Annotated in this window: 12 protein-coding genes and 1 tRNA gene; 5 read left to right on the forward strand and 8 right to left on the reverse strand. The window is 62.8% G+C overall.

Features of this window, described 5'->3' with window-relative positions; genetic code table 11:
* Both DYI24_RS12305 and DYI24_RS12310 read left to right on the forward strand, forming a co-directional pair.
* Positions 1 to 582, forward strand: a 582-nt coding sequence (locus DYI24_RS12305; RefSeq protein ID WP_164572488.1) for an ABC transporter substrate-binding protein, incomplete at its 5' end; no start/stop codon positions are given.
* Positions 583 to 687: 105 nt separating this feature from the next.
* Entirely contained in the window at positions 688 to 1,881 is a 1,194-nt protein-coding gene (locus DYI24_RS12310; RefSeq protein WP_164572489.1) for a CaiB/BaiF CoA transferase family protein, read from the forward strand.
* Positions 1,882 to 1,891: 10 nt separating this feature from the next.
* Here the strand turns inward: DYI24_RS12310 and DYI24_RS12315 are convergent, their stop codons facing one another.
* The 6 genes from DYI24_RS12315 to DYI24_RS12335 form a co-directional block, all read right to left on the reverse strand.
* Entirely contained in the window at positions 1,892 to 2,224 is a 333-nt protein-coding gene (locus DYI24_RS12315) for a nucleotidyltransferase family protein (RefSeq protein WP_164572490.1), read from the reverse strand.
* Positions 2,221 to 2,430 (reverse strand): hypothetical protein, encoded by a 210-nt coding sequence (locus DYI24_RS12320; protein ID WP_205523491.1) that lies wholly within the window; start codon positions 2,428 to 2,430, stop codon positions 2,221 to 2,223. The genes DYI24_RS12315 and DYI24_RS12320 overlap by 4 nt, the downstream gene beginning before the upstream one ends.
* A 58-nt stretch (positions 2,431 to 2,488) precedes the next feature.
* Entirely contained in the window at positions 2,489 to 2,728 is a 240-nt protein-coding gene (locus DYI24_RS28775; RefSeq protein WP_502706339.1) for a DUF6946 family protein, read from the reverse strand.
* A complete protein-coding gene (locus DYI24_RS12325; RefSeq protein ID WP_164572492.1) occupies positions 2,685 to 4,136 on the reverse strand; it encodes an ImmA/IrrE family metallo-endopeptidase in 1,452 nt (483 codons plus the stop codon). Before DYI24_RS12325 ends, DYI24_RS28775 begins: the two co-directional genes overlap by 44 nt.
* Positions 4,136 to 4,702 carry a hypothetical protein gene (locus DYI24_RS12330; RefSeq protein ID WP_164572493.1) on the reverse strand — a complete coding sequence of 189 codons (567 nt, stop codon included), beginning with the start codon at positions 4,700 to 4,702 and terminating at the stop codon, positions 4,136 to 4,138. Before DYI24_RS12330 ends, DYI24_RS12325 begins: the two co-directional genes overlap by 1 nt.
* Before the next feature lie 484 nt (positions 4,703 to 5,186).
* Positions 5,187 to 5,260: transfer RNA gene (locus DYI24_RS12335), tRNA-Gln, on the reverse strand.
* Positions 5,261 to 5,553: 293 nt separating this feature from the next.
* On the opposite strand from DYI24_RS12335, the gene DYI24_RS12340 reads away from it, so the two are divergent.
* Entirely contained in the window at positions 5,554 to 5,808 is a 255-nt protein-coding gene (locus tag DYI24_RS12340) for an AbrB/MazE/SpoVT family DNA-binding domain-containing protein (RefSeq protein ID WP_107345264.1), read from the forward strand.
* A complete protein-coding gene (locus tag DYI24_RS12345) occupies positions 5,805 to 6,209 on the forward strand; it encodes a PIN domain-containing protein (protein WP_164572494.1) in 405 nt (134 codons plus the stop codon). Before DYI24_RS12340 ends, DYI24_RS12345 begins: the two co-directional genes overlap by 4 nt.
* A 36-nt stretch (positions 6,210 to 6,245) precedes the next feature.
* On the opposite strand, the gene DYI24_RS12350 is transcribed toward DYI24_RS12345, so the two are convergent.
* Positions 6,246 to 9,383 carry a multidrug efflux RND transporter permease subunit gene (locus DYI24_RS12350; RefSeq protein ID WP_164572495.1) on the reverse strand — a complete coding sequence of 1,046 codons (3,138 nt, stop codon included), beginning with the start codon at positions 9,381 to 9,383 and terminating at the stop codon, positions 6,246 to 6,248.
* 2 nt (positions 9,384 to 9,385) lie between these two features.
* Positions 9,386 to 10,609: an efflux RND transporter periplasmic adaptor subunit gene (locus tag DYI24_RS12355; protein WP_164572496.1), complete on the reverse strand. Its 1,224-nt coding sequence runs from the start codon at positions 10,607 to 10,609 to the stop codon at positions 9,386 to 9,388.
* A gap of 336 nt (positions 10,610 to 10,945) precedes the next feature.
* On the opposite strand from DYI24_RS12355, the gene DYI24_RS12360 reads away from it, so the two are divergent.
* The gene (locus DYI24_RS12360; RefSeq protein ID WP_011159021.1) at positions 10,946 to 11,188 is read left to right on the forward strand and encodes a hypothetical protein; all 243 of its coding nucleotides are present in this window, start codon (positions 10,946 to 10,948) and stop codon (positions 11,186 to 11,188) included.
* Positions 11,189 to 11,455 lie beyond the last annotated feature (267 nt).

Consider the following 11,455-nt stretch of genomic DNA (forward strand, 5'->3'; position numbering starts at 1 on the left):
GTGTACGAAACCACCGACCCGACCGTCGACTCTCAGATCGTCAAGTTCAAGGCCGCCGGCGCCAACGTGCTGTTCAACGAGTGCACGCCGAAATTCGCCGCGCAGGTGATCAAGAAAGCCGCCGAGCTCGGCTGGAAGCCGCAGATCATTCTGCCGGCGGTGTCGAATTCAGTCGGCTCGGTGCTGAAGCCGGCGGGGCTGGAGAACGCGGTCGGCATCGTCACCGGCGCTTACCTGAAGGATCCGGGCGATCCGCGCTGGGCCAATGATCCCGGCATGCAGCAATGGCGCAGCTGGATGCAGGCCTACAATCCCGGCGCCGATCCGGCCGACATCTTCAACGTCTCCGGCTACACCTTTGCGCAGATGATGGAGCTGGTGCTGCGCCGTGCCGGCGACGATCTCACCCGGGCTAACCTGATGAAGCAGGTGGAGGCGCTGAACGGCGTCGAGATGCCGATGCTGCTGCCCGGCATCAAGCTGCAGATGGCGCCCGATCAGCGCACGCCGATCCGGCAACTGCAGATGGCGCGCTTCAACGGCACCTCGTGGGAGCTGTTCGGCGACGTGCTGAGCGAGTAGTTGCGCGAGACGCAGGGTGGGAGAGCGCGCTTGCCGCTCCCGTCCTGCTGAATGGCGTCGTCCCGTCGACGTCCAGTTTTTCCCTTCAACCACATCGTTGAGTCCATGACCGCACCGACCGGGCCGCTCGCCGGCATCCGCATTCTCGATCTCACCAGCGTGCTGTTCGGCCCCTATGCGGCGCAGATCCTCGGCGACTGGGGCGCCGACGTCATCAAGATCGAAACTCTCGACGGCGACATGTGGCGCTACACCGGGCTGTTTCGAAACCGCGGCATGAGCGGCCAGTTCATGGCGGTGAACCGCAACAAGCGCAGCCTTGCGCTGGACCTGAAGCATCCTGACGGCAAGGCGGTGCTGCAGCGGCTGATCCCGACCGCCGACGTGCTGCTCACCAACGTCCGCCCCGCTGCGATGGCGCGGCTCGGCTTCGGCTATGACGCCTGCGCGGCGCTCAATCCGCGGCTGATCTATGCGGCGGCGACCGGCTTCGGCCAGGACGGACCGTGGGCGGCGCGGCCGGCGTTCGACGAGATCATCCAGGCCGCTTCGGGTCTCGCCTCATCGATCGGCTCGGACGACGAGCCGCAATTCGTGCCGAGCCTGGTCGGCGACAAGATCTGCGGCCAGGCGCTCGCCGGCGCGGTGTCGGCGGCGCTGTTCAGCCGCGTGCGCACCGGCAAGGGCCAGCTGGTCGAGGTGCCGATGCTGGAGACCATCGCCGGCTTCAACAGCATCGAGATGTTAGGGGGCTACGCGTTCGATCCGCCGATCGGCCCTTCGGGCTACAAGCGGATGAAGGAGCGCAAGCCGGTGCGCACCAAGGATGGCTGGATGACGATGCTGCCGTATTCCGGCGACAACTGGTGCGCGTTCTTCGAGGCGGTCGGCCGCTCCGAACTGATCGACGAACTCCAGGTGCGCGATCCGGTGGCGCGGGCGGAGAACATCGACCGGATCTACGCCGCGATGGCCGAGATCGCGCCGGCCCGCACCACCGCCGAGTGGGAGGAATTGCTGCTGCGCCTCGACGTGCCGCACACGGCATTTGCCAAGATCAGCGAGATCGGCGAGCAGGAGCACCTCAAAGCCGTCGGCCTGTTCGCCGCGATCGATCACCCCAGCGAAGGCAAGCTCCGCCAAGCCCGCCCGGCGACGCGCTTCTCCGAAGCTCCGCCCAACCTGCACCGCCCGACGCCGCGGCTCGGCGAACATTCCCGCGAAGTGCTGACCGAGGCCGGCTACCGCGCCGACGAGATCGACGCGCTGGTCCAGGCGAAGGCGGTGGGAGAGGGGTGAGGCGCGCAGCTCAGGGGGCAGACGCGCCGGCGGCCTGCACCCGCACCGCGTCGCGCCGAATTACCTCGCGAAACCGAGCATCGGTCTGCGCCCACTCGACGACGTCGACCTTGAACGGCAGGTCCGACTCCTCGAACGCTTCCTTCAGTGCGGCCACCTTGTGGAGGCCGAGCGGATCATCTCCGAGCACGGCGAGATCGAGATCCGAATACGGCTTCGCCTGTCCCCGAGCGCGCGAGCCGAAGGCGAGAACTTCCCGGTCCGGAATCTGCGTCGCCAGGATATCGCGAACCATCGCCCAGTGTTCGGGGCGCAGATCGAGCTTCGGCAGAGGCGCCGTCATGCGAGCCCCATATCGGCGCGCTCGGTGCCGAGCGTATGGACGAGTGTTTGAAACACCGTGATCCTGTTCTCCGCGCGATACCCGTGAGCGCGCAGAGCGGCGAGGGCAAGGCGATGCGCTGCGCCGTAGGCGAGATCGAACTGGCTGTCTGGATCGAGGGATTCGTTCTGAGCATCGGCAAGACGCACGCGAGCCGATTTCAGCATTCCTTCCAATTCGGCGCGGGAGGGTGGCTCGGCCTTGAGGGGGCCGATGCGGACGAGGTTATCGAGTTCTGCTTACTCCAAACAACGCTGCAAAGGCGGAGCAATGCTCGAACCATTGGTGTCGCTGACTGAACGGGTGCACCAAAAGGGCGGCGTGGATTGCTCCAAACCTCTTCGCCTCAAGGATAGCCGAAGCAGTCCGGTGCAGGATCTGATACCGAATGCGAAGATCAAGCGGCGGAGCGCCAGCTCTCTCAGGCAAGCGCGAACTCTTTCGATGGCACGGCATTGCCGACATCAAGAATGGATTTGAGTTGCTCCCGGAACCGCTCCACTGTCGTCTGAAGATGTGCAGCAGCGGTGTCCTCCGAAATAAGCCCCTTCTCGAAAGCTCGCGCAACAAGGCCGGCAAAGGCGCCACGTCTGGATATCGTGGTCTCTCTAAGAGGGAAAAAGTCGACCGATAGGTTCTCGTCCGCTTTCCATTCGTCGGAGGGGGACGGCAGCTGCTGGTTCTGGATACGGAGTACGTCGCGTTTAGTCACGTTCCGCAGATGGTATTTTGCGGCGGTCGCGCTGATGCCAAATTGCTGCATCACGGTCGCCAGTAACGAATGATCGCTAGATGTCCTCCGAGAAAGCTCCTTTAGCGCCTCTGGTGGTGCAAGGAAGGCAACCGCAAAAGCGTTTGCGCGAATTTCGGTAGCATCGTTGGACTTCTGATGTTCGACGTCTGCGGCGAAGCTGGCTTCCAGTCCTTCGTAGCGGTCAACTCGAAGCTTGTTCAAACGAGTGTCCGCATCCCACAACAGGTGCCCCAGCTCGTGCGCAATGGTCATTCGCCGAACCCAAACATTTGAGTTCTGACCCCGCTCATTGACGACAATGCCTCGATCGCGACCGTTCGCGATCGTCGCTCCCGCAAATCGTTCCGCAAGGCGATCTTGGATCACAGGGATTCCGAGCGTCTGCTCAAGAATTTGCCTAATGCTGTGGATGGGCTGTTTTGGAGGAATGCCCAGGAGTGAGCGAGCCTTTCTTGCCAGCGCAAATCCCCTTTCGTAAGTCGGATAGCTGTAATTTTCATCGAACTTGAACTGAGAACGTACCATCTCTTGCGCGCTTGAAAGAAGCTTCAACAAATCACTTTGTGCCGCGATAACCCAAGCTGCTTGTGACAACTTGAGAACGTCAGTTTCGGAGAATCCTTGAGCATCAGCCCGGTTCATCTCTCGCAATCTGACGCCGAGTGCTTTGTCTCCTCCTGCTCCGCGAAGGTATCCTAAAAGATACTCATTCAGGGCGAGCACTTGGGCGATTTTCACTAGGTCTCGGATCGGGGAGACTTTGCCCGGTCTTTCAGCTTCATTGACGACGGATTCATCAACACCTGCGGCCTGCGCAACATGACGTTGCGACAGGTTTAGTGCCTCTCGACGTGCGACCAAAGTTGCAGCAGGTTCGTTGGGAAGCGAAATCAGTGGCGCAGTCCCGTCCTCTGCAACCTTTGCTAGTATCTCCCAACCATAGAGCCAGTGCGCCTCGCGAGCGGTTAGCTTCAGTCCCTTGGCGCGGTCATTATCTTCGGCAATTTGCAGTTGGCTTCGAACATACGTCTTGCGGGATGATGACGCCCGAAGTTCCTCGGTGTCCCCCGTCGACTCCGGTCCGAATACTCGGTCTAATTCCGAGGAGCTTCTAATCATCAATCAACCCACCGTGGTTCTGAACCAACGAACGGTCGAGGATATCCAGCTTCTTCGTCGTATCCCATATTCCAAACATCGTATCCCGACGCACGGAAGCATCCAGCAATATTGTCAAGTTCGCCCGCAGTTTTGGGACCATAGCGGCCAGAGCGGCCATTAACGACGACGGTCCGCTCGTCTATCTGCAACAATTCACCGCCACAGAAGGCCGGCTTTCCGCCGGTCAAGTTGCTGTGTTTGATCACAAGCGACTTCAGGCCAGCCGAGAATTCTGACCTCTCTGGCGCGTAAACTACGTCCGTTCTACCAACCACCCACAACATGGTGTCCTGGTCCGGTTCGATCATTGGGGGGGAGCCGGTGGCCTTCGACTTCCCATTAACAGGGCCATCCTGCCACAACCGGAGGCCATCCGATGCGGTCATCGGCCGAGTTTGGTCTTCATTGTCTACCTTTGCGGGATCCAATTCCTTAAGAGGGTGGCATTTCCGGAAAATATCAAACGCAGCCTTCGTCTTCTCAGTCGCCATAGGAACAATTTCTAGAACTGCATGCAAATGCATCAAATCGGGTCCGCTAAGCGGAGGTTCCCTGGCAAGGCTTAAGGATTGTGACGTAAAAATCAATCATACTCTTCCAAGTTGAATGACTTCTTCAGCGGACATTCTGGTTGCCGACAAGTTTTATCCAGATTTCGTGGCGCTGCTTAGCGATGGTCGTTTTTTCGTCGTTGAGTAGAAGGGCGCTCTCCTCGCGGGCACCGGGGTCTACGACACGAACGAGAAGCGGGCGATCGGGCTGCTATGGAAAGCGCAAGCGGCGGCAAAGGCGCGTTCCTTGTCGTCGAGAAGGTCATCGACGGGCGAGATATGCGAACGCAGATGATCGACAAGGTTGCAGGAGGCCAATGATCACGGCTGCGAGGGCACGGATGTGCGCTCGGAGTTAGATGCTTGCGGTTATCTTGTCCCTAATGCGGTTGCGGCCGTGCCCAGCAATAGATAATTCAGGATCTCCGCCTGCATCCGGGAAGAAGAAAATCTAAGTTGGCTGGGGAACCTGGATTCGAACCAAGACAAACAGAGTCAGAGTCTGTTGTGCTACCATTACACCATTCCCCACCGAGAATGCGCTGACGGATCAGGCATTTAGGAGTGATGCACGGGGCACACTCGACACGGTGCCGGGCGCGGCGGGAGTGGCTCGCGACGCGCCTCGGGTGTGCGGGTCTTCTAGCTGCGTCGGCTCCGGCCCGCAAGAGGGTTGCTTGCGACAGATGGGGAGATTGGCGTGAAGACTGCGACGGTTGGCCGGCACCTTCAGGGGCCACGGGCGTGACGCGCCCAGCTCGTGCTAGTTGAGATAATGTATATCCTGCATATGATATACGGGATCTCCGGGCATGGAGGATGTGATGCAGGTGTCGAAATGGGGCAATAGCCTAGCCGTTCGGCTGCCCAAAGCTCTGGTCGACAAGCTCGAACTGAAAGAGGGCGATGAGCTGAACGTGGTCGACATTGTCGAACGAACGCTGGTGGTGGAGAAGGAAAACCGGCGCAAGGCGGCGGTGGAGCGCCTTTCCAAGCTGCAATGGAAACTTCCTGCCGACTACAAGTTTGATCGCGACGAGGCAAACGAGCGGTATCGCGACGAGGCGAATGATCAGTGAAGGCGTTCTTCGATACGAATATCCTCGTCTACATCACCACTTCGGACCCGCGTCAGCAGACGGCCGCAACTTGCCTGAGCAGTGGTGGTGTGGCCAGCGTTCAGGTGCTCAACGAATTCGTCCACGTGGCGCGCCGAAAGCTGCGGCACGACTGGCCGGGGATCGAAGTCGCGCTCGAGCAGTTTCGCACCGCGCTCGATGACGTACTTCCGATCACTCTAAATACCCACGCCGCGGCCGTTGTCCTTGCACGCGATCACAGGCTGCCGTTCCACGACGCGCTGATCGTCGCGGCTGCTCAGGAGGCCGGGTGTGACGTGCTGTACAGCGAAGACCTGCAGCACGGCCGCACCTTCGGCGCGCTGCGCGTCGAGAATCCGTTTCTGGAACGCTCGCAATGAAGCCGCTGGAGCGAGGATAGCATCGCTGCGCGGGCCTTACTCCGCTGCGCGCTGGACGCGGTCGTCTTCGTCCTCGTCAACCGGGATGTGGGTGCGGCCCCAGTTGGTGAGGGCGTTGGAGAGGCGGTCGAGATAGAGGTACACCACCGGGGTGGTGAACAGCGTCAGCGCCTGGCTAACCAGCAGGCCGCCGACCATCGCGTAGCCGAGCGGCTGGCGGATTTCCGATCCGGTGCCGGTGCCGAGCATCAGCGGCACGCCGCCGAGCATCGCCGCCATCGTGGTCATCATGATCGGGCGGAAGCGCAGCAGCGCGGCTTTGCGGATCGCCTGCTCGGGATCGAGATGTTCGTCGCGCTCGGCGGTGATGGCGAAGTCGACCATCATGATGCCGTTCTTCTTCACGATGCCGATCAGCAGGATGATGCCGATCAGCGCGATCAGGCTGAAGTCGAAGCCGAACAGCATTAGCATCGCCAGCGCGCCGACGCCGGCCGACGGCAGGGTCGACAGAATCGTCAGCGGGTGGATGTAGCTCTCGTACAGGATGCCGAGGATCAGATAGACCACCACCAGCGCCGCGACGATCAACAGCGGCACGGTCGAGAGCGACTGCTGGAACGCCTGGGCGGTGCCCTGGAAGCTGCCGCTCAGCGTCGGCGGCGTGCCCATCTCGGCCATTGCGGCCTGCACCGCTTCGGTCGCCTGACCGAGCGCGACGCCTTGCGCCAGATTGAAGCTGATCGTGGTGGCGGGGAATTGGCCCTGGTGACTGATCGACAGCGGCCGCACCGGCACCGTGGTCCACTTCGCAAATGCCGACAGCGGCACCTGATCGCCGGTGGTCGGCGACTTGACGTAGATCTGGTTCAGCGTGTCGAGCCGGCCCTGCAGCTCCGGCAGCACCTCCAGGATGATCCGGTAGGTGTTCACCTGGGTGAAGTACTGCGTCACCTGGCGCTGGCCGAACGCGTCGTACAGCGTGTCGTCGATCAGTTGCGGCTTGATGCCGAACCGCGAGGCGGTGTCGCGGTCGATCGTCAGCGTCAGCGTGGTGCCTTCGGTTTGCTGGTCGGTGGCGACGTCGCGCAGTTGCGGCAGCGACTGCATCTTGGCCAGCACCTTCGGCGCCCACTCGTTTAGCTCGGTGAGGTTGGCGTCCTGCAGGGTGTATTCGAACTGGGTGCGGGTCGGCCGGCCGCCGAGCCGGACGTCCTGGGCCGCCTGCATGAACAGCCGCGCGCCTTCGACCTTCTCCAGCTTCGGCCGCAGCCGCGCGATGATCTCCTGGGCGCTGACCGAGCGTTCGTCGCGTGGCTTCAGCGTGATGAACATCCGCCCGGTGTTGAGCGCGGTGCCGCTGCCGCCGATGAACATCGCGACGCTGTCAACGTCGGGATCGGCCATCACGATCTCGCCGAGTTGCTCTTGGCGCTGCTTCATCCCGGTGAACGAGATGTCCTGCGCGGCTTCCGACGTCGCGGTGATCATGCCGACGTCCTGCTGCGGGAAGAAGCCTTTCGGAATCGCAACGAACAGGTACACCGACAGTCCCACCGTCGCGAAGAACACCATCAGCGTGGTGAAGCGCCAGCGCAGCACCAGATCGAGGCCGCGCTCATAGGCGCGCAGCATCGCTTCGAACGCGCCTTCGATCCACTGATAGATCCGGCCGTGGCGCACTTCGGTGGCCGGTCGCATGAAGCGCGACGCCATCATCGGCGTCAGCGTCAGCGACACCAGCATCGACACCGCGATGGTCATCGCCAGCGTCACGGCGAATTCGCGGAACAGCCGGCCAATGATGCCGCCCATGAACAATAGCGGGATCAACACCGCGACCAGCGAGATCGAGATCGACACGATGGTGAAGCCGATTTCGCGCGCGCCCTTCAGCGCCGCGGTGAACGGCTTCTCGCCTTCTTCGATATGGCGGGCGATGTTCTCCAGCATCACGATGGCGTCGTCGACCACGAAGCCGACCGAGATCGTCAGCGCCATCAGCGACAGGTTGTCGAGTGTGTAGCCGGCCGCCCACATCAGCGCGCAGGCGCCGAGCAGCGCCAGCGGCACCGTGACGCTGGGAATGATCGTGGCCCAGAAGCTGCGCAGGAACAGGAAGATCACCATCACCACCAGCGCGATCGTCAGCAGCAGGGTGAACTGCACGTCCTCGACCGCGGCGCGGATCGTGGTGGTGCGGTCGCTGATCACCTCGACCTTGATGGCCGGCGGAATGCCGGCGACCAGCCGCGGCAGCTCGGCCTTGATGTGATCGACGGTGTCGATGACGTTGGCGCCGGGCTGCTTGAACACCACCAGGAACACGCCGCGCTTGCCGTTGGCCCAGGCCGCGGTCTTGGCGTCCTCCGGCCCGGTCACCGCGTGGCCGACGTCGCGAATCCGCAGCGGGCCGCCGTTGCGATAGGCGAGGATGACGTCGTTCCAGTCCTTGGACTCGGTGAGCTGGTCGTTGGCGTAGATGGTGTAGCTGCGGTTCGGCGCGTCGAGCGTGCCCTTCGGGCTGTCGACGGTGGTGATCGCGATCTGGGCGCGCACGTCCTCGAGCGACAGGCCCTTGGTCATCAGCTTGGCCGGATCGACCTGGATCCGGATCGCCGGCTTCTGCTGGCCGCCGATGAACACCTGGGCGACGCCGGTGATCTGGCTGATCTGCTGGGCGATCTTGGCGTCGGCGTTGTCGCTGACGGTGGTGAGCGGCAGGGTGTCGGAGGTTGCCGACAGGATCAGGATCGGCGCGTCGGCCGGGTTGACCTTGCGATAGGTCGGCGGGTTAGGCAGGTTCTTCGGCAGCTGGCCGCCGGCGGCGTTGATCGCCGCCTGGACGTCGTTGGCGGCGGCGTCGATGTTGCGGTTGAGGTCGAACTGGATGGTGACCGCGGTCGAGCCCAGCGAGCTCGTTGAGGTCATCTGCGACACGCCGGGGATCTGCGCGAGCTGGCGCTCCAGCGGCGTCGCCACCGACGAGGCCATGGTTTCCGGGCTGGCGCCGGGCAGGCTGGCGGAAATCTGGATAGTGGGGAAGTCGACCTGCGGCAGCGGCGCCACCGGCAGCGCAGGGTAGGCAATCAGGCCGAGGAACAGGATCCCCGCCATCAATAGCGAGGTCGCGATCGGGTAGCGGATGAACGGCGCCGAGATGCTCCGGTCCATGGCTATTTCCCGGCCGGCTTGGGTTGCACCGGCGCCGCCGGTTCGTTGTCGGCGACCTTGAACGCCAGCGGCGTACCCGGCTTGACCTTGTACTGGCCGCCGACCACCACCCGGTCGCCGGGCTTGAGACCGCGCTCGATCACGGTGTTCTGGTCGTTGGCGGGGCCGACCACCAGCTTGCGCAGCTCGGCCTTGTTGTCGGCATCGACCGCGTAGGCATAAAGCCCGTCGGTGCCGTGCTGGACCGCATCGTTCGGAACCACCACGACGTCCTTCAAGGTCTTCACCAGCAGCCGGGTCTGCACCGACAGGCCGGGCCACAGCGCGTGGTTCTTGTTGGCGAACACCGCCTTCAGCCGCACCGTGCCGCTGTTGCTGTCGACCTGGTTGTTGACCACCGCGAGCGTGCCGTCTTCGGCGAAGGTGGTTTTGGCGTCGGTGGAGAGCGCGATCACCTGGAGCGGGCGGGCGGCGAGGGCGCGGTTGATGTCGAACACGCGCTCTTCCGGCGCGGTGAAGATCACAGCGATCGGCTCGATCTGCGCGATGGTAACGATGCCGGTCTGGCTCGAGGCGTTGACGATGTTGCCCTTGTCGACCTGGCGCAGGCCGGTGACGCCGGAGATCGGCGCCTTGATGGTCGCGTAATCGAGCTGGGTCTGGGCGTTGGCGATCGCGGCCTCGTCGGCCTCGATCTGTGCGGTGAGCTGCTGGACGTTGGAGCGCTGGGTATCGGTCTGCTGCTTGGTGGCAAACTCGCCGAGCCGAACCGAGCGGCTGAGGTCGAGCTTGGCGTTGGCGAGATTGGCCTCGTCCTGGGCCTTCTTGGCCTTGGCCTGGTCCAGCGTTGCCTGGAACGGCCGCGGGTCGATCTGCGCCAGCAGATCGCCGGCCTGGACGATCTGGCCCTCGGTGAAGGCGATGTTGTCGAGTTGGCCGTCGACCCGGCTGCGGACCAGAACGGTATTGAAGCCCTGCACGGTGCCAAGCCCGCTCAGATACACCGGGAAGTCGGCCTTCTGCGCGGTCGCCACCGTCACGGGAACCGCGGCGGTGCGGCCGGCGCCGGCCTTCGGTGTGGAGGTACCCGATTGCGCCTGCGGGGTGCCGCCCGGCGCCGCGGAGCGGCCGCTCTGGACGCGTTGCCAGCCCCAATAAGAACCGCCCGCTGCAAGCAGCAGGCACACGACAACGAGGGCCCTGCGATAGGCGCCGGGTTTGTTCATGCCCGATCCGATGTTCGGCCGGCGGTGACGGCTTCTGGCGACCGGTTCAGCCCGCGCGGCGGTGATTGCCTGGATTGAGGGGTAACTATAGCGGCAATTGCCGCCAGCACATCACAAACCGCATGACATTGCTAAACTTTCATGGAGCGGCAGGGTTCATCGAGCGGGCGCGGAAGTGGGTTGCGGCAGCGCCATCGATCGCTCGCCGGTCGTAGGCACGGTAGGTCCTAAGCGGCCAGTTAAGAACTCTTCCAATTGTCAGTTGCGCGCAGCTCGGCCATACCACTGCGCTCGATGCGGCAGGGGAAATGTGCTGCCGCGCGACCGGAGTACAGAATGGAAGAGCTCAACGGCCGGATGATCGCCTGCCAGATCCTGATCACCGGGCTGATTGCGCGCGTCGCCAATGAGCAGCGCGACCCGCTGCAATTCCTCAGCGAGTTTCGCGACGAGATCCGCGCGGTGGTCCGCGGTATCCGCATCGACGGGATGGTGGATACCGAGCGGGTGCGACTCACGGCGCAGCAGACTGTCGACGAGATGTTCTCGTTGATGAAGCCGCCGAGCCCCGCGGAGTAAGTCAGCCCCCAGGTCTGTATGCGCCTCTCTATGCGCCCGCACGCGCAGCGTGATGTCCACAGCGCTGTTCCATCGCGTCGTTCGCTGCTCATGAAGTGAGCAACAATCGATCACTCCGAGGTGCTGAAGTACCGAGATGTGTCGCGCTTCCGGATGTTTACGGAGGTCGTTTCTTAGAATGATTTTGATCTTGAACTATTCCATCTTGTCGATCGTGACGCTTCGTTGACCCTCGATACCCCGCTCGATACCACCTTTGTGTCACTT

The organism is Rhodopseudomonas sp. BR0C11, from assembly GCF_010820945.1.
Lineage (GTDB): Bacteria > Pseudomonadota > Alphaproteobacteria > Rhizobiales > Xanthobacteraceae > Rhodopseudomonas > Rhodopseudomonas palustris_H.

What these genes read in the sequence shown, in the direction of transcription:
- DYI24_RS12310 (WP_164572489.1), top strand. Translation starts at nt 688, where the DNA reads ATGACCGCACCGACCGGGCCGCTCGCCGGCATCCGCATTCTCGATCTC.
- DYI24_RS12315 (WP_164572490.1), bottom strand. Translation starts at nt 2,224, where the DNA reads ATGACGGCGCCTCTGCCGAAGCTCGATCTGCGCCCCGAACACTGGGCG.
- DYI24_RS12320 (WP_205523491.1), bottom strand. Translation starts at nt 2,430, where the DNA reads ATGCTGAAATCGGCTCGCGTGCGTCTTGCCGATGCTCAGAACGAATCC.
- DYI24_RS28775 (WP_502706339.1), bottom strand. Translation starts at nt 2,728, where the DNA reads ATGTCGGCAATGCCGTGCCATCGAAAGAGTTCGCGCTTGCCTGAGAGA.
- DYI24_RS12325 (WP_164572492.1), bottom strand. Translation starts at nt 4,136, where the DNA reads ATGATTAGAAGCTCCTCGGAATTAGACCGAGTATTCGGACCGGAGTCG.
- DYI24_RS12330 (WP_164572493.1), bottom strand. Translation starts at nt 4,702, where the DNA reads ATGCATTTGCATGCAGTTCTAGAAATTGTTCCTATGGCGACTGAGAAG.
- DYI24_RS12340 (WP_107345264.1), top strand. Translation starts at nt 5,554, where the DNA reads ATGCAGGTGTCGAAATGGGGCAATAGCCTAGCCGTTCGGCTGCCCAAA.
- DYI24_RS12350 (WP_164572495.1), bottom strand. Translation starts at nt 9,383, where the DNA reads ATGGACCGGAGCATCTCGGCGCCGTTCATCCGCTACCCGATCGCGACC.
- DYI24_RS12355 (WP_164572496.1), bottom strand. Translation starts at nt 10,609, where the DNA reads ATGAACAAACCCGGCGCCTATCGCAGGGCCCTCGTTGTCGTGTGCCTG.
- DYI24_RS12360 (WP_011159021.1), top strand. Translation starts at nt 10,946, where the DNA reads ATGGAAGAGCTCAACGGCCGGATGATCGCCTGCCAGATCCTGATCACC.